Source organism: Streptomyces sp. NPDC101191 (genome assembly GCF_044767915.1).
GTDB lineage: Bacteria > Actinomycetota > Actinomycetes > Streptomycetales > Streptomycetaceae > Streptomyces.
The window spans coordinates 527,298-552,160 of record NZ_JBIWOU010000004.1 but is presented as its reverse complement, the minus strand read 5'-3'; the positions used below and the strand labels follow the sequence as shown (position 1 = coordinate 552,160).

The window sequence follows — 24,863 nt, the reverse complement described above, 5'->3', positions numbered from 1 at the left end:
GTGTGGCACTTATGTGCGGACGGTATGCAGCGAGTCGGCGGCCCGAGGATCTCGTGGACGTCTTCGAGGTCGAGAAGTGGGAGCCGGAGGAGACCCTGGCCCCCGACTGGAACGTGGCCCCGACCAAGGAGGTCCACGTGATCCTGGAGCGTCCTCTCAAAGACGCGGGATCGCGGCGGCCGGTTCGCCAGATGCGCACACTGAAGTGGGGCCTGGTGCCGTCCTGGGCGAAGAGCCCGGAGGGCGCCGCCCGGATGATCAACGCCAGGTCCGAGACCCTGCACGAGAAGCCCTCCTTCAAGCAGGCCTTCTCCGCCCGCCGCTGCATCGTGCCCGCCGACGGCTATTACGAGTGGGTGACCGGCGCCGCCGAGCGCGACCTGGAGGTCGAGGGGAAGCGGAAGCGGCCCCGCAAGCAGCCCTACTTCGTGACCCCCGCCGACGGCTCGGTCTTCGCCATGGCCGGCCTGTACGAGTTCTGGCGGGACCGCACCCTGCCCGACGACCACCCGCAGGCCTGGTGGGTGACCTGCTCGGTGGTCACCACGGAGGCGGAGACCGCCCCCCTGGGCGTGGCCCCCGCCGAGGGGCCCCGTTCGCTCGCCGACATCCACCCCCGGATGCCGCTGATGCTCACGCCGGACCGCTGGGACGCCTGGCTGGACCCGGCCCGCACCGGGCTCGACGAGCTGAGCGGACTGCTCGCCCCGCCGCCGGAGGGCCTGATGCGGGCCTACCCGGTGTCGACGGCGGTCAGCAACGTACGGAACAACGGGGCCGAGCTGCTCAAGGAACTGGAGGGCCCGGAGGAGGGGACCCTCTTCTGAGAGCCACTCCCGTGACCGGTCGGCGGACGTCTCCGGGAACCTCCCCCGAAGACCGTTTCCGCGGGCCTCCCGCGCTGCCCGCCGGTGCAGGATGGAGACGTGACGAAGAGCGAGATCGTTCCGACCGACGCCGGGGACGCCCGGATCACCTGGTCCGCCGCCCGGAAGCCGTGGACCGTGCTTGCCGTGAGCCACGGTGCCGGCGGCGGCATCGAGGCCCGCGACCTCCAGGCCCTCGCCGCCGCGCTGCCCGCCGAAGGGGTGACCGTGGCCCTCGTCGAGCAACCCTGGCGGGTGGCCGGCAAGAAGGTCGCCCCCGCGCCGAAGACCCTGGACACCGGCTGGCGCGGACTCTGGCCCGCGCTCGCCGCCCCCGGCCTGCCGGTGATCGCCGGTGGGCGCAGTGCGGGCGCCCGGGTCGCCTGCCGGACCGCCGGCGAGCTCGGGGCGAGCGCCGTGCTCGCGCTGAGCTTCCCGCTGCACCCGCCGGGCCGCCCGGAGAAGTCGCGAGGTGACGAACTCCTGGGGGCCGGCGTGCCCACGCTCGTCGTGCAGGGCGGCAACGACCCCTTCGGGAGGCCCGCCGAGTTCCCCGACGGCCCGTACACCCTCGCCGAGGTCCCGTTCGGCGACCACGGCTTCGCCGTGCCCAAGCGCGCGACGCTCACCCAGGAAGAGGCGGTGGACATGATCGTCCGCGAGGTCTCGGGGTGGATCGCGTCACTTCGGTGACCGCGCGGTCGCTCCGGGAATGCGGAACGGGGGACTGCTGTTGTCAGGGACGTCGGTACCGGAGAGACCAAGGAAGAGGGAGTCCGTCGTATGGGTTCGACCATCTGCCCGGAGCGCCCGCAGGCCGCTGACCTCGACTGGACGGTGCTGCCCGGGCCCAGGACCGCCCCTATTCGGGCGGCGGGCGGAGCGGTTCCTCGTCTATCCTCCGAAGCGAGCGGGTCCGCGTTCGGATTCGACGCAGCGCTGGAGGAGGTGGGTCCGGTCACTGGGACCGACACAGGGACCGACGACGGCCCCGAGGAGACGACCGGGGAGCGCAACGCGCGCTTCGAGCGGGACGCCCTCGGCTACCTCGACCAGATGTACTCGGCCGCGCTGCGCATGACGCGCAATCCCGCGGACGCGGAGGACCTGGTGCAGGAGACCTACGCCAAGGCGTACGGATCCTTCCACCAGTTCCGTGAGGGCACGAACCTCAAGGCGTGGCTGTACCGCATCCTCACGAACACCTTCATCAACTCGTATCGCAAGAAGCAGCGTGAGCCCCAGCGCTCCGCTGCCGAGGAGATCGAGGACTGGCAGCTCGCCCGCGCCGAGTCGCACATGTCGACCGGGCTGCGGTCCGCCGAGTCGCAGGCCCTCGACCACCTTCCCGACTCCGACGTGAAGGAAGCGCTGCAGGCGATCCCCGAGGAGTTCCGCATCGCCGTCTACCTCGCCGACGTAGAGGGCTTTGCGTACAAGGAGATCGCGGACATCATGGGGACACCCATCGGTACGGTGATGTCCCGACTGCACCGGGGCCGCCGCCAGCTGCGCGGCATGCTCGAGGACTACGCCCGTGAGCGCGGGCTGGTTCCCGCGGGCGCCGGAGAGTCGACGCACGATCTGAAAGGCTCGGGCTCATGAGCTGCGGAGAGCCGCACGAGACGGACTGCTCTGAGGTCCTGGACCACCTCTACGAGTTCCTCGACCGGGAGATGCCCGACGGTGAATGCACCAAGTTCGAGGTGCACTTCGAGGAGTGCTCCCCGTGCCTGGAGAAGTACGGCCTGGAGCAGGCGGTCAAGAAGCTCGTCAAGCGCTGCTGCGGCAGCGACGACGTGCCGATCGACCTGCGTGCCAAGGTGATGGGCCGGATCGAGCTGATCCGCGAGGGTCACGTGCTCCCCGAACAGGACGTCACCCCCGCTCCGGTGACCTCGCAGGAGCAGTAGCCGCACACGGGCCGAAGGCCGGGCGAGCCTCTCGCCCGGCCTTCGGCGTACCCCGCCCCGCCCCGGCTCCGGTGTGCCCGTCGGCTGATCGGCTTGTATCACCCGATGGTGCGAATCGGTCCGGGCCGCCCGTCCCCGCCGCGCCGAATCGCTAGCGTGACGGGCGTGATGGGCGCGAAGGTCATTCCGCGGTCGCGGACCGCTCGGTCGCAGGCCGCCGCACGGTCGAAGCCCGCCCAGCGGCCGCGGGCCGTTCCCCGGGCGGCACGGGCCTACGTCGGCTGCGTCCTGCTCGCCGCGGTCGCGCTGGGCCTGCCCGCGTTACGCCCCGGCGCCGCCACCCCCTGGCGGACCGTGCTGCTGCTCGCCGCCCTCTACGCGGTGTGCGAACTGCCCGCCCGCTGCCGGCTCATCGGCCGCGCCTTCCGCGGCGCCCCGGGGTCCGCCCCCGTGTCCCCGGGCGCCGGCTCCTTCTTCCCCGTCCTGCTCGCCGCCGCGCTGCTCCTGCCTCCGTCCGCCGCCGCGCTCGCCGCCGTGCCCGGCGCCCTGCTCTCCCGGGTCGAGCGGCCGCCCTTCGCCCTGCGCCGCACCTGGCGGGCCGCGCAGCTCGCCCTGGCCGTGTGGGCCGCGGCCGTGGTCGGGCAGGCCCTCCAGCGCCCGGGCGCCCTCGGACGCGGGCCCGACACCCCGGACTTCCCGTACGTGCTGCTGCCGGCCGGTGGTGCCGCGCTCGCCTTCTGCCTGGTGCTCACCGCCCTCGACGGCGGCATCCGCGCCACGGCCGAGCAGCTACCGCCGCGCACCGCCTGGCGCGGACTGCTCGGCCGGTCCGTCGCCCCGCACGCCGTGCACGGGCTCGCCGGACTGATGATGGCCGTGCTCTGGCGCAGCAGCTACGGGCCGCTGGCCGCTCTCTTCGTGCTGCTGCCCATGTACATCTCCTGCTGGAGCTTCGCCCAGTATCACCGCGAACGTGCCGCGCACCAGGCCACCATCCGGGCCCTCGTCCAGGCCGTCGACATCAAGGACCGCTACACCCGCGGTCACAGCGAGCGGGTCGGCCACGCCTCCGTCCTGATCGCCCGTGAGCTCGGCATGGACGAGCCGCGCCTGGAGGTCGTCCGCTTCGCCGGCATCCTGCACGACGTCGGCAAGCTGGGCGTGCCGACCCGGGTGCTCCGCAAGGACGGGCCGCTCACCCCGGAGGAACGCCGGGTCATCGAGCTCCACCCCGAGTACGGCCACGAGATGGTCCGAGGCATCGGCTTCCTCGGCGAGGCCCGCACGGCGATCCTGCACCACCACGAACGCATGGACGGCAGCGGCTACCCGTACGGCCTCAAGGGCCGGCAGATCCCCGAGTACGCACGCGTGGTCGCCGTCGCCGACGCCTTCGACGCCATGACTTCCACCCGCTCGTACAGCCGGGCCCGCCCCGTCGGGACGGCCCTCGCCGAGCTGGAGCGGTGCGCCGGCACCCAGTTCGACCCGCGCATGGTCGACGCCCTGGCGCGCGCCCTGCACCGGCACGGCTGGCAGACCGAGGTCACCGCCGACGAGCCCTCCGTCCCTACCCCCCGCACGGGGCAGGCCGGCCCGGACCGAACCGGCGCCGGGGGAGCCCGCGCCCCCGGTGGCGGCGCGCGCGAGCCCGGCACCGAGCGGCCCGGCACCAGCGAGTCCGGCACCGAGCGGCCCGGCACCGTGCGGCCCGGCACCAGCGAGTCCGGCACCGAGCGGCCCGGCACCAGTGAGTCCGGTGCGGTGAACGCCACCGCCGAGGCGTCCGCCGCCGCGTCCCCGAAGGATCCGTCGTGAGGCCGCACGGGCGCGCCGGGCGCGCCACCGTCGGCGCCGTCCACGGGGCCGCTCTGCTGCTGACCCTCGCCGGCCTCGGCGCCACCCTCTGGCAGGGGGTCGACGAACCGGGCAGCGCCCTCGCCTTCGGCCTCCTCATCGCCCTCGGCGAGCTCGCCCGCCGGGGCGCCCAGCCCGGCGAGCGCGAACCGGCCCCGCTGGCCGCCGCCGGGGCCCTCGCGTACGCCCTGCTCGGGCAGAACGGCGGCCAGGCCAGCACCCACGGCGTCCTCCAGACCGTCGCCGTCGTCGTGGCGGCCGGCCTCGCCGGGATCGTGCCCCACGTGGCCCGCGGCCGCGGCCCCGACCGCGACCAGCTGGCCCGGCGCACCCTCACCGTCGGCTTCGCCGCCCTGTGCTTCCAGCCCCTCTACAACGCGGGCACCGTCACCGCCCACCTCGGCCGCGGCCCGTCCTACGCCCTCTTCCTGCTCCTGCTGCTCCTGCTCACCGCGCTGTGCGACGCCGTCCTGGCCGCCCTGCTGCACCGCGCCCGCACCGGTCACCCCTACGGGCCGCTGCTCCGCGACGAGCTGCGCGCCCTGCTCGGCATCGGCTCCGCCGTCTGCGCCACCGGGACCGTGATGGCGCTCGGCGTGGCGGTCGCCGGGCTGTGGGCCCTGCCCGTCTTCGCCGTACCGCTGCTGCTCACCCAGGTCTCCTTCCGGCGGTACGCGGCCGTGCGCACCACCAACCGCCAGACCATCGCCTCGCTCGCCCGGGCCACCGAGATCGCCGGCTGCACCCCGCCCGGCCACGCCCACCGGGTCGCCGCGCTCAGCCGGGCCGTGGGCCGGGAGCTCGGCCTGTCCGGGACCGAGCTGACCGTCCTCGAACACGCTGCGCTCATGCACGACATCGGACAGCTCTCGCTCGTCGACCCCGTCGACGGCGGCGCCACCGCCTCACTGCCCGCCGAGGAGCAGCGCAGGATCGCCCTGCTCGGCGGCGCCGTGGTCCGCCAGACCGGCGTCCCGGAGGCCGTCGCCGTCGTCGTCGAGCGGCAGGCCGACCCGTACCGGGAGCAGCCGCTGCCCGCCCGGATCGTCCGTACCGTCAACGCCTACGACGACCTCGCCGCCGGCAGCGCAGGCGGCGGCCTGGGCGCCCTGGAGCGGCTGCGGCTCGGCACCGCGCGCGACTACCACCCCGACGTGGTCGAATCCCTCGCGAGGGTCCTGGCACGCGGAGGTGTCAAGAGGGGCGTCGCCCCCGCTCCACCGGGGTAACCCATGGGTAATGAGCGCGCGTCCGACCGGGCATGGTTGGATGCGAACAAGAGGGTGAAGCGACCGGCAGGCGGGAATCGTGAGGATCTTCGGGAAGGTACGGCATCGGCCCTCCGCCTCGTGGCGGCAGGCCACCGACCGCGCGTTCACGCTGATCGGCGACGGCCGGTACGAGGACGCGGGCGCGCTCCTCACGCGCGCGGCGGACCTGGAGCCCTGGCTCTCCGAGTCCTGGTTCAACCTGGCCCTGCTGCACAAGTTCCGGCACGACTGGGAGCAGGCCCGGGCCGCCGGGCTGCGCGCCGTCGCGCTGCTCGACAAGGAGACCGGCGCCCCCGACTGGTGGAACGTGGGCATCGCCGCCACCGCCCTGCAGGACTGGCCGCTGGCCCGCCGCGCCTGGCAGGCCTACGGGCTCAAGGTCCCGGGGGCCTCCGCCGGCACCGGTGAGCCGGCCGGCATGGAGCTGGGCAGCGCGGCCGTGCGGCTCTCCCCGGAGGGCGAGGCCGAGGTCGTGTGGGGCCGCCGGCTGGACCCGGCCCGGATCGAGGTGCTGTCCATCCCGCTGCCGTCCTCCGGCCGCCGCTGGGGCGAGGTCGTCCTCCACGACGGTGTGCCGAACGGCGAGCGCACCACCAGCGCGGGCCCCTCGTACCCGGTCTTCGACGAGATCGAGCTGTGGGCGCCGTCGCCGGTGCCCACCTGGGTGGTCCTCCTGGAGGCCGCCACCGAGGCCGACCGGGACGCCCTGGAGCAGCTCGCCGCCGACGCGGGCTTCGCCGCCGAGGACTGGTCGTCCTCCGTACGGCTGCTCTGCCGGGCCTGCTCCGAGTCGACCATGCCCAGCGCCGAGGGCGAGGGCGAGCACCTGGACCCGCACGACCACAGCGAGCCCGGACACCCCGGCCCGCTCGGTCACCGCTCGCCCGGCGAGCTGTGGGTGCCGGAGCGCGAGTGCGGCATCGCCGCGCCCGCGGGCCTCGTCCGCGGCCTCCTCGACGGCTGGGTCGCGGACAGTCCGGACAGCCGGGAGTGGCGTGATCTCGAAGAGGTCTGCTGAGCAGGCATGTCCGGGCCCGTAGGCTGTCCTCTGACGGAATCGGGTTTTCAGAAGGGCGCGGCCGGACATGGCGCAGCAGGAGACGGACCAGCAGGTCGAGAACGACGGCTTCGTCGTGGACACGGAGGACTGCGAGGAGCGTGAGCTCGCGCACCGCGAGCGGGGCACCTCGCGTCCGATCACGGTCTTCGGCAACCCCGTGCTCCACCGGGAGTGCAAGGACGTCACCGAGTTCGGTGACGAGCTGGCCCAGCTGATCGACGACATGTTCGCCAGCCAGAAGACTGCCGAGGGCGTCGGCCTGGCCGCCAACCAGATCGGCGTGGACCAGAAGGTCTTCGTCTACGACTGCATGGACGACGAGGGCGTCCGTCACGTCGGCCACGTGGTCAACCCGGTCCTCCAGGAGCTGCCGGCCGAGCGTCGCGTCCTCGACGAGTCCAACGAGGGCTGCCTCTCGGTGCCGACCGCGTACGCCGAGCTGGCCCGTCCGGACTACGCCGAGGTGCACGGACAGGACGTCCAGGGCAACCCGATCAAGGTGCGGGGCACCGGCTACTTCGCCCGCTGCCTCCAGCACGAGACGGACCACCTGTACGGCTACCTGTACATCGACCGCCTCTCCAAGCGCGACCGCAAGGACGCCCTGCGCCAGATGGAAGAGGGCACCCCGCGCTACCCGGTCGTCGCGAACGACTGACGCTGCGCCGACACGCCGAAGGGCCCCGCTCCCCCCGTGGAGCGGGGCCCTTCGGCGTGTCCGTGCGGACCGGGAGGGCTAGAAGTCCTCGTCCAGGTCCACCGAGCCCTCGACCGCCACCTGGTAGGCGGACGGGCGGCGCTCGAAGAAGTTGGTCAGCTCCTGCACGCCCTGGAGCTCCATGAAGCCGAACGGGTTCTCCGAGCCGTACACCGGAGCGAAGCCCAGGCGGGTCAGGCGCTGGTCGGCGACGCACTGGAGGTACGCGCGCATCGACTCGGTGTTCATCCCCGGCAGGCCGTCGCCGCACAGGTCGCGGCCGAACTGCAGTTCCGCCTCGACGGCCTCCTTCAGCATGTCCGTGACCTGCTGCCGGAGCTCGTCGTCGAAGAGCTCGGGCTCCTCCTTGCGGACGGTGTCCACGACCTCGAAGGCGAAGTTCATGTGCATCGTCTCGTCGCGGAACACCCAGTTGGTGCCGGTGGCCAGGCCGTGCAGCAGGCCGCGCGACCGGAACCAGTACACGTAGGCGAAGGCGCCGTAGAAGAACAGGCCCTCGATGCACGCGGCGAAGCAGATCAGGTTCAGCAGGAAGCGACGGCGGTCGGCCTGGGTCTCCAGGCGGTCGATCTTCTCGACCGAGTCCATCCACTTGAAGCAGAACTGCGCCTTCTCGCGGATCGACGGGATGTTCTCGACGGCCGCGAAGGCCGCGGCACGGTCGTCCGGGTCGGGCAGGTAGGTGTCGAGCAGCGTCAGATAGAACTGGACGTGCACGGCTTCCTCGAAGAGCTGGCGCGACAGGTACAGGCGCGCCTCCGGGGAGTTGATGTGCTTGTACAGCGTCAGGACCAGGTTGTTGGCCACGATCGAGTCGCCGGTCGCGAAGAAGGCGACCAGGCGGCCGATCATGTGCTGCTCACCGGGGGTGAGCTTGGCGAGGTCGGCGACGTCCGAGTGGAGGTCGACCTCCTCCACGGTCCAGGTGTTCTTGATCGCGTCCCGGTAGCGCTCGTAGAAGTCCGGGTAGCGCATCGGACGGAGGGTCAGTTCGAAGCCCGGGTCCAGCAGGTTCTTCGTGGCGGGAGTACTCATTACTGGCAGGCCTCGCAGGACTCGGGGTTCTCAAGGGAGCAGGCGATGGCGTCGGCGTCGGGCGTCGCCTGCTGGACGGGGATGGTGGTGGCCTGGGCGGCACGGGCGATCCGGGTCGCCGGGCGCGAGCGCAGGTAGTACGTGGTCTTCAGACCCTGCTTCCAGGCGTACGCGTACATCGACGACAGCTTGCCGATGGTCGGCGTCTCCATGAACAGGTTCAGGGACTGCGACTGGTCCAGGAACGGCGTACGGGCCGCCGCCATGTCGATCAGACCGCGCTGCGGGATCTCCCAGGCCGTGCGGTACAGCTCGCGCACCTCGGCCGGCACCCAGCCGAAGCCGGCCACCGAGCCGTTGGAGTCGCGCAGCGCCTCGCGGGTCTGCGCGTCCCACACGCCCAGCCGCTTGAGCTCGTCGACCAGGTACGAGTTGACCTGGAGGAACTCACCGGACAGCGTCTCGCGCTTGAACAGGTTGGAGACCTGGGGCTCGATGCACTCGTACACGCCGGCGATCGAGGCGATCGTGGCGGTCGGGGCGATGGCCAGCAGCAGGCTGTTGCGCATGCCGACGGCGGCGATCCGCTCGCGCAGCGCGGCCCAGCGCTCGGGCCAGTTCAGCGCCACGTCGTAGTGGTCGGGGTGCAGCACGCCGCGGGCGGTGCGGGTCTGCTCCCAGGCCGGCAGCGGGCCGTTGCGCTCGGCCAGGTCGGCGGAGGCCTCGTAGGCGGCGAGCATGATGCGCTCGGCGATCCGGGTGGAGAGCGCCCGCGCCGCGGGGGAGTCGAAGGGCAGCTTCAGCTGGAAGAAGACGTCCTGGAGACCCATCGCGCCGAGGCCCACCGGGCGCCAGCGGGCGTTGGAGCGCCCGGCCTGCTCGGTCGGGTAGAAGTTGATGTCGACGACCCGGTCGAGGAAGGTGACGGCCGTGCGGACGGTCTCGTCGAGGCGCTCCCAGTCCAGGTCCGAACCGACCACGAAGGCGCCCAGGTTGACCGAGCCGAGGTTGCAGACGGCCGTCTCGCCGTCGTCGGTGACCTCGATGATCTCGGTGCAGAGGTTCGAGGAGTGGACGACCGAGCCGGGCTCGGCGGTCTGGTTCGCGGTGCGGTTGGAGGCGTCCTTGAAGGTCATCCAGCCGTTGCCGGTCTGCGCGAGGGTGCGCATCATCCGGCCGTACAGGTCGCGGGCCGGCATGGTCTTCCGGGCCAGGCCCCTGGCCTCGGCGGCGCGGTAGGCGGCGTCGAACTCCTCGCCGTACAGGTCGACCAGCTCGGGCACGTCGGCCGGGGAGAACAGCGACCACTCGGCGTCCGCGTTGACCCGGCGCATGAACTCGTCCGGGATCCAGTGCGCCAGGTTCAGGTTGTGGGTGCGGCGGGCGTCCTCGCCGGTGTTGTCGCGGAGCTCCAGGAACTCCTCGATGTCCGCGTGCCAGGTCTCCAGGTAGACCGCGGCGGCGCCCTTGCGGCGGCCGCCCTGGTTCACGGCGGCGACGGAGGCGTCGAGGGTCTTCAGGAACGGGACGATGCCGTTGGAGTGCCCGTTGGTGCCGCGGATCAGCGAACCGCGGGCGCGGATCCGGGAGTAGGACAGGCCGATGCCGCCCGCGTGCTTCGACAGGCGCGCGACCTGGTGGTAGCGGTCGTAGATGGAGTCCAGCTCGTCCTGCGGGGAGTCGAGCAGGTAGCAGGACGACATCTGCGGGTGGCGGGTGCCGGAGTTGAACAGGGTGGGGGAGGACGGCAGGTAGTCGAGCCGGCTCATCAGCCCGTACAGCGCCGCCACTTCGTCCAGGGCGCGGACGGAGTCGTCCTCGGCGAGGCCGGCGGCGACGCGGAGCATGAAGTGCTGCGGGGTCTCGATCACCTTGCGGGTGATCGGGTGGCGCAGCAGGTAGCGCGAGTAGAGGGTGCGCAGACCGAAGTAGCCGAAGCGGTCGTCGGCGGCGAGGTCGATCGTCGCGTCGAGCCGGGCGGCGTGCAGGGCGACGAACTCGGCGGTGCGGTCGGCGATCAGGCCCTCGCGGTGACCGACGGCGACGGAGGCGGAGAAGCAGACCGCGCCCTGGCCGGCGGCCTCCTCGGCGATGGTGAGCGTCAGGAGCCGGGCGGCGAGCCGGGAGTAGGCCGGGTCCTCGGCGATCAGGCCCGCGGCGGCCTCGGTGGCCAGCTCGCGCAGCTCCGCCTCGTCCGAGCCGGCGTGCCGGCCGCGCAGGGCGGCGGCGGCGACCTTGCCGGGGTCGGTGTCCGGGAGATCGGCGGTGAGATCGGTCAGGGTCCGCAGGAGTACGGTCCCGGGGCCGTCGTTCTCGATCGCTGCGGCCGGATCGGCGGGCGCGATGGTCACGTGGGGGCTCTCCCTCGCTCGGCTCGGGGCCAGGGCGGGAGGCGGGAACGGGCGGCCGTACGCAGGGCGGCGCCGCGTCCACCGGCCCTCCGCGAGGCCCGGACGTCTGTGGCACCCGGAACGGACGGACCGGGCGCACTGTCGGCAGGTCCTCGGACTCGCTCGTACGACGAAATGCACGAAGCACACCGTTGCGGGACAGTTCCGGATTTCCACCGGATTCCCCTGCGGCGACAGCGAGGATGAGCATACATGTGGGGGGCGCCTCTCATGGCACCCCCCACATGTTGTGTGTCGTGCGTCCCCCTACAACTCCAGGGCGTAGCAGAGAAGTACGAATTCGGGCTGCTCCGGGATGGGGGCCCAGTCCCGTTCCGGGACACGGTGGAAGCCCAGGCGCTCGTAGATGCGGTGGGCGGTGCGCATCCCGGTCTGGGTCGACAGGACGATCCGCACACAGCCCGGGACGGCCCGCGCGCGCTCGACACAGGCCCGGACGAGCGCTTCGCCGACGCCGCGGCCGCGGGCGGCGGGGGAGACGGCCAGCATCCGGATCTCGGTCTCGCCGGGCTTGGCGCGGTCGCCCATCACGCCGGGGGCCGGCACGAAGGTCACGCCGCCGAGGAGGGCGCCCTCCTCGGTCACGGCCACCAGCACCTCGGCCACCGCGGCCCGCCCGGCCACGTTCCGCAGATGGCCCAGGTACCAGTCGTCCTCGCCGCGCAGGAGGTGCCCGTCGTCCAGGTAGGCCCGGCCGGTGATCTCGCCGAGGGTCTCGTACTCCTCCGGCCGTACAGCTCTGATCGTGAAGTCCATGCCCCAGTCTCCCGCGGGGCGTTCCCGCCGCGGGCGGCGGTCCCCCGGACTTCGCGCGTCCGCAACACACGGCCGCCGGGACCCCTGGCAGGGGCCCCGGCGGACGGACGTGCGGCGGGCTCAGTGCCCGGCGCCGACCTTCGGCAGCTCGGTGGAGACGCCCGCGTCGCCGGCGTCGGCGGTGTAGTCCTCGGGCGAGGTCTCGTCGACGCCGTCCGGCGTGCCCACGGCCCGCAGCACGAGGGTCAGCACGACGGTGACGAGGACGTTGAGCACGAAGGCGGTGAGACCGATGTAGCCGATCTCGCCGATGCCCGGGATCTCGGCCGAGGAGCCGCCGAAGTGCTTCTGGGTGGGGCTCGCGACCCCGTACGCGGCGGCCGTGCCGTAGACCATGCCGACGGCCCAGCCGGCGAGCAGCGCCCAGCGGTGCATCCAGCGGGTGAACAGACCGCCGACCAGGGCCGGGAAGGTCTGCAGGATCCAGATGCCGCCGAGCAGCTGGAAGTTGATGGCGACCGTCTTGTCCATCGTGAGGACGAAGACCAGGGCGCCGACCTTCACCAGGAGCGAGACCAGCTTGGAGACCTTGGTCTCCTGGGCGGGCGTCGCGTCGGGCTTGATGAAGTCCTTGTAGATGTTGCGGGTGAACAGGTTGGCCGCGGCGATCGACATGATCGCGGCGGGTACCAGGGCGCCGATGCCGATGGCGGCGAAGGCCACGCCCGCGAACCAGTCCGGGAACATGTTCTCGAACAGCTGGGGGATGGCGAGCTGGCCGTTCTTCACCTTGACGCCGGCCGCGATGGCCATGAAGCCGAGCAGCGCGAGCAGGCCCAGCATCAGCGAGTACAGCGGCAGGATCGTGGTGTTGCGGCGGATCACCTCACGGCTCTTCGAGGAGAGCGTCGCGGTGATCGAGTGCGGGTACATGAACAGCGCGAGCGCCGAGCCGAGCGCCAGCGTGGCGTAGGTCCACTGGCCGGCGTCGCCGGGCACGAGCGCGCCCTTGGGCTTGCCGGTGGCCGGGTTGACCGTCGCGTAGGCCTCGCCGGCCTTGGCGAAGATCTCGTCGAAGCCGCCCAGCTTGATCGGGATGTAGATGATCGCCACCGCGATGACGATGTAGATCAGCGTGTCCTTGACGAACGCGATCAGCGCGGGCGCGCGCAGACCCGACGAGTACGTGTACGCGGCCAGGACGCCGAAGGCGATCAGCAGCGGCAGGTCCTTGACGAACCAGTTGGTGTTCTCGCCGCCGCCGACGCCCATCACGTCCAGGACGGCCTGGATGCCGACGAGCTGGAGCGCGATGTACGGCATGGTGGCGAGGATGCCGGTGACGGCGACCGCCAGCGACAGGCCCTTGGAGCCGAAGCGCCCGCGGACGAAGTCGGAGGTGGTGACGTAGCCGTGCTTGTGGGAGACCGACCACAGGCGGGGCAGGAAGGTGAAGATCAGCGGGTAGACCAGGATGGTGTACGGCACCGCGAAGAAGCCGGCCGCGCCCGCCGCGTAGATGGCCGCGGGGACCGCGACGAAGGTGTACGCCGTGTAGAGGTCGCCGCCGAGCAGGAACCAGGTGACCCAGGTGCCGAAGGAGCGGCCGCCCAGACCCCATTCGTCGAGGGTGTCGCTCTCGGCCCGGCGCCAGCGCGCGGCCAGGAAGCCCATGACCGTGACGGCCAGGAAGAAGAACACGAAGACGCCGAGCGCGACGCCGTTCACGCCGTCCTTCATCGCGCGTCACCCCCCTTGCGGGCGCGCTGGTCGCGCTGCCACAGCTTGTACGCGATCACGGTGAGGGTGGTGGAGACCAGCACCCAGAGCATCTGGTACCAGTAGAAGAACGGGACGCCGATCAGGATCGGGTCCACCTTCGCGTACGAACTCACCCAGAGCATCGCGACGAACGGCGCGAAGAGGCAGAGCGCGATGACCACCCTCAACGGCGTGATGACCGGTTGTTTCCCTTGTGTCGCTTCTGACATGGCGAAACCGTCCCCTCACTGATCACCTCGTAATGACGGGGAAATCTAGGGGACGGTCTCGCTGTTAGGAACCCCTGTCCGTATAACGGATCAGGTGTCATGACGGGCGGTCAGCCGCCGGTCAGCCGTTGGGGCGCTGCAGACGGGCCACGAACTTGTAGCGGTCGCCGCGGTAGACCGAGCGCACCCACTCGACCGGCTCGCCCTGCTCGTCGAAGGAGTGCCGGGACAGCATCAGCATCGGCAGGCCCACGTCGGTGCCGAGCAGGCCGGCCTCGCGGGGGGTCGCCAGCGAGGTCTCGATGGTCTCCTCGGCCTCGGCAAGCCGCACGTCGTACACCTCCGCGAGGGCGGTGTAGAGGGAGGTGTACTTCACCAGGGAGCGCCGCAGCGCGGGGAAGCGCTTGGCGGACAGGTGGGTGGTCTCGATGGCCATCGGCTCGCCGCTCGCGAGGCGGAGGCGCTCGATCCGCAGCACCCGGCCGCCGGCGGAGATGTCGAGCAGCCCGGCGAGGGTGTCATCGGCCGTGACGTAGCCGATGTCGAGCAGCTGCGAGGTGGGCTCCAGGCCCTGAGCCCGCATGTCCTCGGTGTACGAGGTGAGCTGCAGGGCCTGCGAGACCTTGGGCTTGGCCACGAAGGTGCCCTTGCCCTGGATCCGCTCCAGGCGGCCCTCGACCACCAGCTCCTGCAGGGCCTGGCGCACGGTGGTGCGCGAGGTGTCGAACTCGGCGGCAAGGGTGCGCTCGGGCGGGACCGGGGTGCCGGGCGGCAGGGTCTCCGTCATGTCGAGCAAGTGCCGCTTCAGTCGGTAGTACTTGGGCACGCGCGCGGTACGGGTGGCTGCGCCGCCCTCTGTCTCCGTGCTGCCCGCGTCCGTGGCCATGGCCTGCCTTCCCGACTCCTGTGCTGCTGCCGTCACCGGCTCCTCCGTCTGTCGCGGCTCACATGGTGGCACGGACCGGTCACGGGTCGTCGCCCTCCCTCAGGTGTCGGTCCGATAACGGACCCGACTGCCCTTCTTATACACCCTTGACACCCCTAAAGGTCTAGGCCAAGCTCCGGGTACTGGTCTACACCATTAAAGACCAGGTCCCAGCCCCACAGCAGTACTCGACGTATGTCTTCGCGTCTTCGCGCGGTGGGAGGGGGAGCAGGCATCCCTGAGGAGGGTGGCGTGAAGCGCAAGCTCATCGCGGCGATCGGCGTCGCGGGCATGATGGTCAGCATTGCCGCGTGTGGTGGCTCCGACGACAAGGGCGGGGCGAAGGGCGGCGGCGACGCCAAGGAGCTCACCGTCTGGCTCACGGTCGACGCCCAGAACAACTGGCCGGAGCTGGTCAAGGCCGCCGACGACGCGGTGACCAAGAAGCACCCCGGCATCAAGATCAAGCACGAGTACTACGGCTGGCCGGACAAGAACACCAAGCTCGACGCGGTGCTCGCGACCGACAAGGCCCCGGACGTTGTCGAGATGGGCAACTCCGAGATGATCAGCTACATGGCCAAGGGCGCCTTCGCCGAGGTCGACCCGTCGAAGTTCGAGAACTCCGACAAGTGGCTGGACGCCCTCAAGGACTCCGTCACCTACAACGGCAAGACCTACGGTGTCCCCTACTACGCCGGTGGCCGCGTGGGCACCTGGCGCAAGGACATCGCCGCCGAGGCGGGCGTCAAGGCCGCCCCGAAGACCTGGGCCGAGCTGACCGCCGCGCTCGACGCCATCCAGAAGAAGAAGGGCGACAAGTTCAGCGCCTGGTACCAGCCGTCGCCGGACTGGTACGCCGCGATGTCCTTCGTCTACGAGGCCGGCGGCTCCATCGCCAAGCAGGACGGCGAGAACTGGAAGGCGAACCTCTCCTCGCCCGAGTCCGTCAAGGGCCTCACCGAGTACAAGAACATCGTCGACAAGTACATGCACGGCGACAAGACGAAGGACGAGTCCGACCGTCCCGTCGTCTTCGGCCAGGGCAAGTCCGCGACGATCTTCGCCGCCGGCTGGGAGGGCGCGACCGCCGCCGACCCGAAGTCCGACAAGGTCGGCGGGCTGAAGGACAAGCTCGAGAACTTCGTGATGCCCGGCCCGTCCGGCAAGAACCTCCCCGTCTTCCTCGGCGGCTCGGACCTGGCCATCCCGGTCAAGTCCAAGGCGCAGGGCGTGGCCGGCGAGTGGATCGCCGCCTTCACCGGCGCCGAGGGCCAGAAGGGCCTCATCGCCAAGGGCAACCTGCCCAACAACAAGGCGGACCTCGCCCCGCTGAAGAACGACCCGGCCACCGCCGTCCCGGCGACCGCGGCCGAGTCCAGCTGGTTCGTCCCGACCGCCCCCGGCTGGGGCCAGGTCGAGAAGGCCCAGACCCTCAAGACGATGCTCATCGAGATCGCCAACGGAAAGAAGTCGGTCGAGCAGGCGGCCAAGGACGCCGACGCCGCGATCGACAAGGTCATCAACACCAAGTGACCTTCGAGCAGGGCCCCGTCACCGTGACGGGGCCCTGCCGCCCGTACCACGAGAGGGACCGTTGAGGAGCACGGGATGAGTGCCGCAGACACAACCACCGCGAAGGTGCCGCCGGCGCGGCAATCGCCACCATCCGGCTCCGGAGCCGGTACACCCGCCCCGCGCGGCGGGAAGTCCAAAGGCGGGGCCGGGATCCCATGGCTGCTCCTCGCGCCATGTCTGCTCGTGCTCCTGCTGGTGCTCGGCTATCCGCTGATCCGGCTGGTCACCCTCTCGTTCCAGAAGTTCGGCCAGCCGCAGCTCTGGGGCTTCCAGGAGCCCGAGTCGGCCGGCCTGGACAACTTCACCGGCATCCTCGGCGACGGCGAGTTCTGGGCCGTCGTGCTGCGGACCGTGATCTTCGCGGCCGGCGCCGTGATCGTCACCATGGTCCTCGGCATGATGATCGCCCTGCTCCTCCAGCGCGTCTCGGCCTGGGTCAAGGTGCTGATCAACGTCGTGCTCGTGGCGAGCTGGGGCATGCCCATCATCGTCGCCACCGCCATCTTCAAGTGGCTCTTCGACGCCGACTACGGCGTCCTCAACTGGCTGCTCAGCCGCCTCCCCGGCATCGACATGATCGGCCACAACTGGTTCGCCAGCGGCCCCCAGGGCCTGGCCGTCATCATGCTCCTGGTGGTCTGGGGCGCCGTGCCCTTCGTGGTCATCACCCTGAGCGCCGGCCTCACCCAGGTGCCCAAGGAGCTCGAAGAGGCCGCCCGCCTCGACGGCGCCGGCGCCTGGGGCGTCTTCCGGTACGTCACCCTGCCCATCCTCAAGCCCATCATCGTCATGCTGACGACGCTCTCGGTGATCTGGGACATGGGTGTCTTCCCGCAGGTCTACGTGATGCGCAACGGGCACCCCGAGGCCGAGTTCCAGCTGCTCACGACGTACTCGTTCGACAAGGCGTTCGTCGTCAACGACTACGGCACCGGCTCCGCGATCGCACTCGTCACGGTCGTGCTGCTGCTCGGCGTCGTGGCGGTCTACATGCGCCAGATGCTCAAGATCGGAGATGTGGAGTGAGCGCAGCGAACGCACAGGGCGGCGCGAGCGTCGGCAAGGCCCCCGCGGTCACCCACCGTCCGCGCAGGTCGAAGCTCGGCTGGAACCTGCTCGGCCTGCTCGTCTTCGTCACGGCCGGCTTCCCGGTCTACTGGATGATCAACACGGCCTTCAAGCCGGCCAAGGACGCGATCGACCCCGATCCGCACTTCTTCCCGTCCACCTTCACGCTGGAGAACTTCAAGCGTGCCCTGGACATCGCGGACTTCTGGGGCCCGGTCACCCGCAGCCTCGTGGTCTCCACCGTCGTGGTGGTCATCGGCATCGCGGTCGGCCTGCTCGCCGCCCTCGCCATCTCCCGCTTCGCCTTCCGCGGCCGCAAGATCGTCATCGTCGGCATCCTCGCCGTCCAGATGGTCCCGCTCGTCGCGATGATCATCCCGGTCTTCCTGATGCTCAACGACCTCGGGCAGTACGACAAGCTCACCGGCCTGATCATCACCTACCTGACCTTCATCCTGCCCTTCACGGTGTGGACCCTGCGCGGCTTCATCGTCAACATCCCCAAGGAGCTGGAGGAGGCCGCCCAGGTCGACGGCTGCACCCCCACCGGCGCCTTCCTCCGGGTGGTCTTCCCGCTGCTGGCGCCGGGCATGGTCGCCACCTCGGTCTACGGCTTCATCCAGGCCTGGAACGAGTACCTCTACGCCCTGATGCTGATGAGCCAGCAGAACCAGACGGCCACCGTCTGGCTCGGCAACTTCATCACCAAGAACGGCACCGAGTACGCCCCGATGATGGCCGGCTCGACCATGATGGCCGTCCCCATCGTGATCCTCTTCCTCCTCGTCCAGCGCAAGATGGCCGCGGGTCTGACGGCCGGCGCCGTGAAGGGATGACGTCCGCCTCATGACCACTCTCGCAACCGGCACCGACACCCTGACCCGGGACGCGCTCACCGTCCTCCAACCCGGTTTCGTCGGCACCACCGCCCCCGACTGGCTGCTCCGCCGGATCGGCGAGGGGCTCTCCTCGGTCGGCCTCTTCGGGCGCAACATCGTCGCCCCCGAGCAGCTGGCCGCGCTCACCGCGCAGCTGCGCGCCGAGCGGGACGACGTCCTGGTCGCCATCGACGAGGAGGGCGGCGACGTCACCCGCCTGGAGGTGAAGGAGGGCTCCTCCTTCCCCGGCAACTACGCCCTCGGCAGCGTCGACGACGTCGAGCTCACCCGGGCCGTGGCCCGCGAGCTCGGCCGCCGGCTCGCCGAGTGCGGGGTCGACCTCAACTGGGCCCCCTCCGCCGACGTCAACTCCAACGCCGACAACCCGGTCATCGGGGTCCGCTCCTTCGGCGCCGACCCCGCCCTGGTCGCCCGGCACACCGTGGCGTACGTCGACGGCCTGCAGTCCGTGGGCGTCGCCGCGTGCACGAAGCACTTCCCCGGACACGGCGACACGAACGTGGATTCGCACCACGCGCTGCCCCGGATCGATGTGGACCTCGCCACACTGCACGCCCGTGAGCTGGCACCTTTCCGCGCCGCCATCGCCGCGGGTACCAAAGCCGTGATGAGCGCGCATATCCTGCTCTCCGCGCTCGACCCCGACCGTCCGGCCACCCTGAGCCCGCAGATCCTCACCGGTCTGCTGCGCCGGGAGCTGGGCTTCGAGGGGCTCATCGTCACCGACGGGATGGAGATGCAGGCCATCTCGTCGACGTACGGCATCGAGCGCGGATCCGTCCTCGCGATCGCCGCGGGCGCCGACGCCATCTGCGTCGGCGGCGGGCTGGCCGACGAGGACACCGTACTGCGCCTGCGCGATGCGCTGGTGAACGCGGTACGGACCGGTGAACTGCCCGAGGAGCGGCTGGCCGACGCCGCGGCGCGCGTGCGCGCCCTGGCGGCCTGGACCCAGGCGCACCGGGTCAGGGGGGCTGGATCGGGGCCGGGCGCGGCGTCACAGGAGGGGACCGCGCCCGGCACCGACGTGGGCCTCGTCGCCGCCCGCAGGGCCCTCGTGGTCACGCCCGGCGAGCGCCCCTACGAGCCGGTCACCGCCGCCCCCTACGTGGCCTCCTTCACCCCGGTCGCCAACTTCGCCGTCGGCGACGAGACACCGTGGGGCATCGCCGCCGAGCTGGAACGGCTGCTCCCGGGCACCGCGACCGGCTCGTACGGGGCCGAGGCCTCGGTGGACGCCGTCCTGTCCGCCGCGGGGGAGCGGCGCGTGGTCGCCGTCGTCCGGGACGCCCACCGGCACCCGTGGATGGCCGGGGCCCTGGACGCCCTGCTCGCCGCCCGCCCCGACACCGTGGTGGTGGAGATGGGCCTGAACGAGTCGGAGCCCCGCGGCGCCCTCCACATCGCCACCCACGGCGCCGCCCGCGTCTGCGGCCGGGCGGCCGCCGAGGTCATCGCCGGCCGCTGAGCCGGCCGCCCCGGACGCGACGGGGAAGGGGCCCGGCACCTGGATCAGGTGCCGGGCCCCTTCGCGTACCGGGGGTGCGCTGGTCCTAGATGCCCTGCCAGGACGGCTTGTTCGCGAAGGTGTGGCGGAAGTAGTCGGCGAGCTTCAGCTTGGAGGCGGCGGCCTCGTCCACGACCACCGTCGCGTGCGGGTGCAGCTGGAGAGCGGAGGCCGGCACGAGCGCCGCGACCGGGCCCTCGACCGTCTGCGCCACGGCCTCGGCCTTGCCCTCGCCGGTGGCGAGCAGCACCAGGTGGCGGGCCTCCAGGATGGTCCCGATGCCCTGGGTGATGACGTGGTGCGGCACCTGGTCGATGTCGTTGTCGAAGAAGCGGGCGTTGTCGACCCGGGTCTGCTCGGTGAGCGTCTTGATCCGGGTGCGGGAGGCGAGCGAGGAGCAGGGCTCGTTGAAGCCGATGTGTCCGTCGGTGCCGATGCCGAGGATCTGCAGGTCGACGCCGCCCGCCTCGGCGAGCGTGCGGTCGTAGGCCTCGCAGGCCGCCAGGACGTCCTCGGCCGAGCCGTCGGGGCCCATGAAGGCGTCCTGGGAGAGCCCGAGCGGCTCGACGACCTGGCGCAGCACCGTCGAGCGGTAGGACTCGGGGTGCCCGGCGGGCAGGCCCACGTACTCGTCGAGCTGGGCGATCCGGGCCCGGGAGGCGTCGACGGAGCCCGCCTGGACCTGGGCGATCAGGGCGTCGTAGATGGGCAGCGGGGTCGATCCGGTGGCCACGCCGAGCAGCGCGTCGGGCTTGCGGCGCAGGAGGTCGGCGATGCCGTCCGCGATGAGCTCTCCGCCCGCCTTGGCGTCCTTGACGATGACAACTTCCACGCTGTGCCTGCCGATCTGGTGAGGGGCTGGTGGGGGACCTGGTGGTATAGACCAATCTAAGGCCAAATCTAGCAGAGCGCGGGCCGCCCGCCCATGCCGTTCCGCCCCGCGGGACGGGTTCCTCCCATCGTCGGCCGCCCCTGTCACCCCAGCCACTCGAACCCCCCTGGCACCGCCCCACGCGGCCCGCCGGAGGCCGACGCGCATCGCCACCGTGCGCCGCCTCGCGCGGGCCGTCGAGGCCGGCTCGCGCCGCCACCGCCCCGCCCTGCGCGCGCCCGCCGGAGGCCGACCCGCATCGCACTGGCACCGCCCCCGCGGCCCGTCGGCGGCAAGCTCGTATCGCCACCGCCCCGCCCTGTGCGGGGGCCGCGCCCGGGGTCGCGTACGTCGCGGCCCGCGCGTCGCCCGCCTGACGCCGGGCCCGTCGGCGGCAAGCTCGCATCGCCACCGCCCCGCCCTGTGGGGAGCGCGCCCGGGGTCGCGTACGTCGCGGCCTGCGCGTCGCCCGCCCGGCGCCCCGACGCTCGGGCGGTACCCCGGAGGGCCCCGGTCGCCCCCTCGCGTCCCGCCCGCGTCCCGCTCGCGTGCCCCCGCGTCCCGCTTGACGCTCTTCCTCAGGCCAGCGAGCCTCCCGTCGCGTCGATCCACTGGCCCGTCACCCAGCGCCCGTCGTGCGAGGCGAGGAAGGCCACCACGTCGGCTATGTCCTCGGGGGTGCCGACCCTTCCGAAGGTCGACATCGCCGCAGCGCCCGCCCATGCCTCCTCGTTCCCCCGCAGCCAGCCCGCGTTGATGTCCGTGTCCACGATGCCGGGGGCCACCGCGTTGACCGTGATCCCGCGCGCGCCGAGCACCTTGGACAGGTAGCGGGTGAAGACGTCCAGGGCACTCTTCGACATCGCGTAGGTGATCAGGTCCGGCATCGCGGCCGCGTGGGTCAGTCCGGTCGAGACGTTCACGATCCGGCCCCCGTCGCGCAGCCGCTCCGCGCCGAGCTGGGCCAGGAAGAACGGCGCCTTGGTGTTGACCGCGAAGATCCGCTCGTACTCCTCCTCGCCGATCGTCGCGAACGGGGCCGAGGCGCCGATCCCCGCGTTGTTCACCAGGATGTCCAGGCCGTCCGCATGCGCGTCGAAGGCCGTCCACAGCGCCTCGGCGTCACCGGGCACACCCAGCTCCTGCCCGATCGCGAACGCCTCGCCGCCGGCCGCCGCGATCCCCGCGACCGTCTCCTTCGCCGCCGCTTCGTTGCTCCCGTAGTGCACCGCGACCCGCGCGCCGTCCCGAGCCAGGCGCTCGGCGATCGCACGCCCGATGCCCCGGCTGCCGCCCGTGACCAGTGCCGTCTTTCCCTTGAGCACGCCCATGACGACGCCCCCCTCGCATTTCCTAGCGGTCGTTACAGAAAGAACCGTACCCCACCTTCCGTAGTGCCCGCTATAGAATTTCGACATGACCACCAAGCAGCGCGGCCGCCCCCGCTCCTTCGACCGCCCGACGGCGCTGGAGCAGGCGACGATGGCCTTCTGGGAGAACGGGTACGAGACGACCTCCGTCTCCGACCTCACCCGTGCCATGGGCATCAGCGCGCCGAGCCTCTACGCGGCCTTCGGGGACAAGAAGACGCTGTTCGAGGAGGTGGTCGAGGAGTACGCGAAGTCGCACGGCGCCTTCGGGGCGGAGGCCTTCGCCCGGGAGCGGACCGCGCGCGGAGGTGTCCGCCGGATGCTGGTGGAGGCGGCGGGCCACTACACCGACCCGGCCCACCCGCCCGGCTGTCTGATGATCTCCGCGGCGATCAACTGCTCGACCCCCGAGGTCGCGGACGCCCTGCGGGACCGGCGGAACGCCAACATCGCGCGGATCGAGGAGCGGATCCGCCGGGACGTCGAGGCGGGGGAGCTGCCGGCGGACACCGATGCCCGGGCCCTCGCCCGCCTCAGTGGGGCCGTCCTCCAGGGCATGTCCCAGCAGGCCCGGGACGGCGCGGCCCGGCAGGAGCTGGAACTCCTCGCGGAGCTGGCGATGCGGGCGTGGCCCGGGGGAGAGTGACGCACGGGACGGGGCGCGTAGGCCGGCCGGCCAGCCGGTCGAGGACTGGTCAGCCGGTCGAGACCCGATCGGGTCGGTCGAGGCCCGGTCACCCGGTCGAGATCTGGTCAGCCGGTCGAGGCCCGGCAGGCCCGGGCCCTCCCGCCGCAGGGGAGTCGAGGCCGCGAGCGCGGAGTGAAAAAGGGAGAAACCCGCGGGCCGCGGCGCCTGACGGGACCCTCAACCCGTCCGGCACCGCAGCCCGGAGTCGCTCGGCCGGGGGTGTGCGGTCCCACGGCCGTGTGGGAGGTCTCGGCGCAGTCAGGGCAGAGAGCGCCGGGTACCTCGTCCATCCTCCTGTGCGGGGAGGATGGAGGCTTCATTGAAAGCATTGTGGACTAGACCATTCTCGTCTGTCCATCCATGCGCACACGGTCGTACCGGGGCCATCCTCCAACACGGACGCCCGGAGATCCAGGTTCACCGCCTGTTAATTCCGCCGGGTACGCTCGCTCACGTGCCCTCCATGAACGACCTCGTACGCCAGCACACCGCTCTGAGCGAGTCCGACCTCGACTGGCTCCACATGCTGGTGTCGGAGTGGCAGCTGCTCTCCGACCTCTCCTTCGCCGACCTCGTGCTCTGGGTCCCTACCCTCGACGGTACCCGGTATGTCTCGGTCGCCCAGATGAGGCCCAACACCGGCCCGACCTCGTACCAGGACGACATGGTCGGCCACCTGGTGCCGCGCGGCCGCCGCCCGCTCCTCGACGCAGCCCTCGACGAGGGCCGGATCGTGCGCGAGGGAGATCCCGAGTGGCGCGAGGAGGTCCCGGTCCGGGTCGAGTCCATCCCCGTGCGCCGCGAGGGCCGCGTCCTCGGCGTCATCGCGCGCAACACCAACCTGCTCACCGTGCGGACCCCCTCCCGTCTGGAGCTCACCTACCTCCAGTCGGCCTCCGACCTGGCCCAGATGATCGCGGCCGGCTCCTTCCCCTTCCCCGGGGAGCAGGTCGACATGGACTCCTCGCCGCGGGCCGGTGACGGGCTCATCCGGCTCGACGCCGAGGGCGTCGTCCAGTACGCCTCGCCCAACGCCCTCTCCGCCTACCACCGGCTCGGCCTCGCCGCCGACCTGGTCGGTCAGGACCTCGGGCAGATCACCGCCGAGCTCGCCCCCTCCCGCGGTCCCGTGGACGAGGCCCTGGCCAAGATGGCCTCCGGCTACGCCCCGCGCGAGTTCGAGGTCGAGGGCAACGGCGGTGTGATCCAGCTGCGAGCCATCCCGCTCAAACCCAAGGGGACCCGGATCGGTTCCCTCGTCCTGCTCCGGGACGTCACCGAACTGCGCCGTCGTGAGCGTGAGTTGATCACCAAGGACGCCACCATCCGGGAGATCCACCACCGGGTGAAGAACAACCTCCAGACCGTGGCCGCCCTGTTGCGCCTCCAGTCCCGCCGGATGGACTCCGACCGCGGGCGCGAGGCGCTCAACGAGGCCGTGCGACGCGTCGGTTCGATCGCCATCGTCCACGAGACGCTGTCCCAGAACCTGGACGAGCGCGTGGAGTTCGACGAGATCGCCGACCGCGTGATCGCGATGGTCGCCGAGATCTCCCCGGGCAAGGTGACCTGCCGGCGCAACGGACGCTTCGGCATCCTCGACGCGGAGGTGGCCACGCCGCTCTCCATGGTCCTCACCGAGATCCTGCAGAACGCGCTGGAGCACGCCTTCGCGCCGGGGGAGCAGGGCACCGTCGAGGTCACCGCCGTCCGCGGTGAGTCCCGCGCCGACGCCCGTCTCCTCATCACGGTCAAGGACGACGGCCGCGGACTGCCCGAGGGTTTCGACCCGCAGCGGGCCGGCAACCTCGGTCTGCAGATCGTCCGGACGCTCGTGGAGGGCGAGCTCGGCGGCGGCTTCGACATGCAGCCGGGCGACGGACGCGGCACCAAGGTCGTCCTCGACATCCCCGTACAGCCGCAGAAGTAAAGGGAGTTCACCGCTTCGGGGTGGTGAACTCACCATGGGTTCCCGTGGGTCGGGGTCTCACGGTCATGAACTCGTGGTCGTGAACCGGCGGTCGTGAACCGGCGGTCGTGAAGCCGCGGTCATGAACTCCTAGTGCTGATCTCGCAGCG

At 71.4% G+C, this 24,863-nt stretch carries 22 protein-coding genes and 1 riboswitch; of the genes, 14 read left to right on the top strand and 8 right to left on the bottom strand.

Going from position 1 to position 24,863, the window contains the following annotated elements; genetic code table 11:
- The first annotated feature begins 11 nt into the window (after positions 1-11).
- From ACIRQF_RS19095 to def, 8 genes are all read left to right on the top strand, one after another.
- Positions 12-827, top strand: coding sequence for an SOS response-associated peptidase (locus ACIRQF_RS19095; protein ID WP_376632253.1), 816 nt, complete (start codon positions 12-14; stop codon positions 825-827).
- A gap of 99 nt (positions 828-926) precedes the next feature.
- Entirely contained in the window at positions 927-1,559 is a 633-nt protein-coding gene (locus ACIRQF_RS19090; protein ID WP_382486439.1) for an alpha/beta family hydrolase, read from the top strand.
- A gap of 255 nt (positions 1,560-1,814) precedes the next feature.
- Positions 1,815-2,471 (top strand): sigma-70 family RNA polymerase sigma factor, encoded by a 657-nt coding sequence (locus ACIRQF_RS19085; RefSeq protein ID WP_376632606.1) that lies wholly within the window; start codon positions 1,815-1,817, stop codon positions 2,469-2,471.
- Positions 2,468-2,779, top strand: coding sequence for a mycothiol system anti-sigma-R factor (gene rsrA / locus ACIRQF_RS19080; protein ID WP_404093473.1), 312 nt, complete (start codon positions 2,468-2,470; stop codon positions 2,777-2,779). Before ACIRQF_RS19085 ends, rsrA begins: the two co-directional genes overlap by 4 nt.
- A 168-nt stretch (positions 2,780-2,947) precedes the next feature.
- A complete protein-coding gene (locus tag ACIRQF_RS19075; RefSeq protein WP_404093641.1) occupies positions 2,948-4,597 on the top strand; it encodes an HD-GYP domain-containing protein in 1,650 nt (549 codons plus the stop codon).
- A complete protein-coding gene (locus ACIRQF_RS19070) occupies positions 4,594-5,865 on the top strand; it encodes an HD domain-containing protein (protein WP_376632259.1) in 1,272 nt (423 codons plus the stop codon). The genes ACIRQF_RS19075 and ACIRQF_RS19070 overlap by 4 nt, the downstream gene beginning before the upstream one ends.
- 79 nt (positions 5,866-5,944) lie before the next feature.
- On the top strand, positions 5,945-6,925 hold the full coding sequence (locus tag ACIRQF_RS19065) for a hypothetical protein (protein WP_132913622.1): 981 nt from the start codon (positions 5,945-5,947) through the stop codon (positions 6,923-6,925).
- A gap of 67 nt (positions 6,926-6,992) precedes the next feature.
- On the top strand, positions 6,993-7,625 hold the full coding sequence (def, locus tag ACIRQF_RS19060) for a peptide deformylase (protein WP_404093470.1): 633 nt from the start codon (positions 6,993-6,995) through the stop codon (positions 7,623-7,625).
- Positions 7,626-7,703: 78 nt separating this feature from the next.
- On the opposite strand, the gene ACIRQF_RS19055 is transcribed toward def, so the two are convergent.
- The 6 genes from ACIRQF_RS19055 to ACIRQF_RS19030 form a co-directional block, all read right to left on the bottom strand.
- On the bottom strand, positions 7,704-8,720 hold the full coding sequence (locus ACIRQF_RS19055) for a ribonucleotide-diphosphate reductase subunit beta (protein ID WP_376632263.1): 1,017 nt from the start codon (positions 8,718-8,720) through the stop codon (positions 7,704-7,706).
- Positions 8,720-11,071: a ribonucleoside-diphosphate reductase subunit alpha gene (locus tag ACIRQF_RS19050; protein WP_382486433.1), complete on the bottom strand. Its 2,352-nt coding sequence runs from the start codon at positions 11,069-11,071 to the stop codon at positions 8,720-8,722. The genes ACIRQF_RS19055 and ACIRQF_RS19050 overlap by 1 nt, the downstream gene beginning before the upstream one ends.
- A gap of 147 nt (positions 11,072-11,218) precedes the next feature.
- Positions 11,219-11,296: riboswitch (cobalamin riboswitch) on the bottom strand.
- Positions 11,297-11,377: 81 nt separating this feature from the next.
- A complete protein-coding gene (locus tag ACIRQF_RS19045) occupies positions 11,378-11,887 on the bottom strand; it encodes a GNAT family N-acetyltransferase (RefSeq protein WP_376632267.1) in 510 nt (169 codons plus the stop codon).
- A gap of 120 nt (positions 11,888-12,007) precedes the next feature.
- Positions 12,008-13,627 carry a monocarboxylate uptake permease MctP gene (gene mctP, locus ACIRQF_RS19040; protein ID WP_376632269.1) on the bottom strand — a complete coding sequence of 540 codons (1,620 nt, stop codon included), beginning with the start codon at positions 13,625-13,627 and terminating at the stop codon, positions 12,008-12,010.
- Positions 13,624-13,878, bottom strand: a complete 255-nt coding sequence (locus tag ACIRQF_RS19035; protein ID WP_376632271.1) for a DUF3311 domain-containing protein — start codon at positions 13,876-13,878, stop codon at positions 13,624-13,626. The genes mctP and ACIRQF_RS19035 overlap by 4 nt, the downstream gene beginning before the upstream one ends.
- A 121-nt stretch (positions 13,879-13,999) precedes the next feature.
- Positions 14,000-14,764, bottom strand: a complete 765-nt coding sequence (locus tag ACIRQF_RS19030) for a GntR family transcriptional regulator (protein WP_365338744.1) — start codon at positions 14,762-14,764, stop codon at positions 14,000-14,002.
- Positions 14,765-15,055: 291 nt separating this feature from the next.
- Between ACIRQF_RS19030 and ACIRQF_RS19025 the strand changes: the two genes are divergently transcribed.
- From ACIRQF_RS19025 to ACIRQF_RS19010, 4 genes are all read left to right on the top strand, one after another.
- Positions 15,056-16,339, top strand: coding sequence for an extracellular solute-binding protein (locus ACIRQF_RS19025; RefSeq protein ID WP_376632272.1), 1,284 nt, complete (start codon positions 15,056-15,058; stop codon positions 16,337-16,339).
- Between the two features lie 75 nt (positions 16,340-16,414).
- Positions 16,415-17,407, top strand: coding sequence for a carbohydrate ABC transporter permease (locus tag ACIRQF_RS19020; protein WP_376632274.1), 993 nt, complete (start codon positions 16,415-16,417; stop codon positions 17,405-17,407).
- On the top strand, positions 17,404-18,285 hold the full coding sequence (locus ACIRQF_RS19015) for a carbohydrate ABC transporter permease (RefSeq protein WP_376632276.1): 882 nt from the start codon (positions 17,404-17,406) through the stop codon (positions 18,283-18,285). Before ACIRQF_RS19020 ends, ACIRQF_RS19015 begins: the two co-directional genes overlap by 4 nt.
- A gap of 10 nt (positions 18,286-18,295) precedes the next feature.
- Positions 18,296-19,816 (top strand): glycoside hydrolase family 3 protein, encoded by a 1,521-nt coding sequence (locus ACIRQF_RS19010; RefSeq protein ID WP_404093463.1) that lies wholly within the window; start codon positions 18,296-18,298, stop codon positions 19,814-19,816.
- 85 nt (positions 19,817-19,901) lie between these two features.
- Here the strand turns inward: ACIRQF_RS19010 and nagB are convergent, their stop codons facing one another.
- Positions 19,902-20,687, bottom strand: a complete 786-nt coding sequence (gene nagB, locus ACIRQF_RS19005) for a glucosamine-6-phosphate deaminase (RefSeq protein WP_376632279.1) — start codon at positions 20,685-20,687, stop codon at positions 19,902-19,904.
- Between the two features lie 617 nt (positions 20,688-21,304).
- Positions 21,305-22,057 carry an SDR family oxidoreductase gene (locus ACIRQF_RS19000; RefSeq protein ID WP_376632281.1) on the bottom strand — a complete coding sequence of 251 codons (753 nt, stop codon included), beginning with the start codon at positions 22,055-22,057 and terminating at the stop codon, positions 21,305-21,307.
- A gap of 85 nt (positions 22,058-22,142) precedes the next feature.
- On the opposite strand from ACIRQF_RS19000, the gene ACIRQF_RS18995 reads away from it, so the two are divergent.
- Positions 22,143-22,742, top strand: coding sequence for a TetR/AcrR family transcriptional regulator (locus ACIRQF_RS18995; protein ID WP_376632283.1), 600 nt, complete (start codon positions 22,143-22,145; stop codon positions 22,740-22,742).
- Positions 22,743-23,247: 505 nt separating this feature from the next.
- A complete protein-coding gene (locus ACIRQF_RS18990) occupies positions 23,248-24,714 on the top strand; it encodes a sensor histidine kinase (protein ID WP_376632610.1) in 1,467 nt (488 codons plus the stop codon).
- Positions 24,715-24,863: the final 149 nt, after the last annotated feature.